Source organism: Rhodobacter viridis, from assembly GCF_003217355.1.
Classification (GTDB): Bacteria; Pseudomonadota; Alphaproteobacteria; order Rhodobacterales; family Rhodobacteraceae; genus Rhodobacter; species Rhodobacter viridis.
Window position 1 is genome coordinate 1 of record NZ_QJTK01000055.1, and the last position, 1179, is coordinate 1179.

Sequence of the window (1179 nt, forward strand, 5' to 3'; positions counted from 1 at the left end):
TCAGGACTTCGGTAACGGGGTCGTCCCAGTCAAGCGGTTTTGCGCATGCGATCTGGGCCGCCGCGGCGCGGTCTTGTTCTTTGAGCAAGTGCTCTGCTTCTCTGTTCGGCGGCCTCCGCCTGAGATCGACCCGGGTGCATGCTTCGGTCCGTGGTCAGCGCGATGGCCGCCAACATGATGCTGGTTCAATGCAATTCCGGTGTGCCCATCTCATTGGCGTGCTCGATGCAATCGGCATCAGTCCTGAGCACGGCATCACCGGAACCGCGTCCCGTGGGGACCTCGAAGGCCCGCGATCAGGCGGGCAGCAGTCTGGAACCTGTAGCTTTAGTCGGCATGAAGCACCGGAATATCGAGGCGGAAGTCGGCGTCATCCTTCCACATCCGGTGCAGGATCACGGCAATGCGCCGCGCCAGCGCAACCATCGCCCGCTTGGGTCCACGACGGCGCGCAAGTTTCGCGGCCCAGGTTCGCAACCAGCTCGCACGCCCGCGATGCATCATGACGGTGGCAGCCTGACAGAGCGCGCGTCGAAGGTTGACGTCGCCCGCCTTGGTGATCCCGCCCGAGACGTCGCGCTCGCCCGACTGGTTGCGCGAAGGCGTCAGGCCGACCCAAGGCCCGACCTTCTTCGAGGACGCGAAACGGGCGGGGTCATCGATAGCGGATCGATAGGTCAGCGCCACGACAGCGCCGATCCCGGGCATCGACATCAGTCGACGGCAGACCGGATCCTCTTGGGATAGTTGACGGACATGACGCTCAAGGCCCGCCAGCTCTCGCCGCAGCGCCGAGCGCGCGCGAAGCATGGGTTCGGTGGCCGCTTCCAACATCGGATTGCCTGCCGCCAGCTCGCGGATGCGCTGTTCGAAACGGCCTCGCGATATGGCGCCGACCTTGAGGCCGAAGTTCCGTAAGAGCCCACGCAGGGACATTTCCAGGGTAATGAACCCTTGTTGCACGGCTTTTCTGGCGCCTAGCACGGCACGAACTTCTTGTGCAGACACTGATTTGCAATAAACCGGTCGGAACCAGCCGAGGTGCAACAGCCGCGCGATACCTTCGGCATCCCGACGGTCCGTTTTGATCGGCATCGCCTTCAGCGCGCCTTTCACCTGCCGGGTTTCCATGAGAACGACAGGCTGTCCAGCTTCGGACAACCCGCGATGCAACCACTG

The 1179-nt window shown here is 63.4% G+C and carries 1 protein-coding gene; it reads right to left on the reverse strand.

Annotation, left to right across the window (positions count from 1 at the left end; translation table 11 throughout):
* Positions 1-327: 327 nt before the first annotated feature.
* Positions 328-1179, reverse strand: an 852-nt coding sequence (locus C8J30_RS18255) for an IS110 family RNA-guided transposase (RefSeq protein WP_110807491.1), incomplete at its 5' end; no start/stop codon positions are given.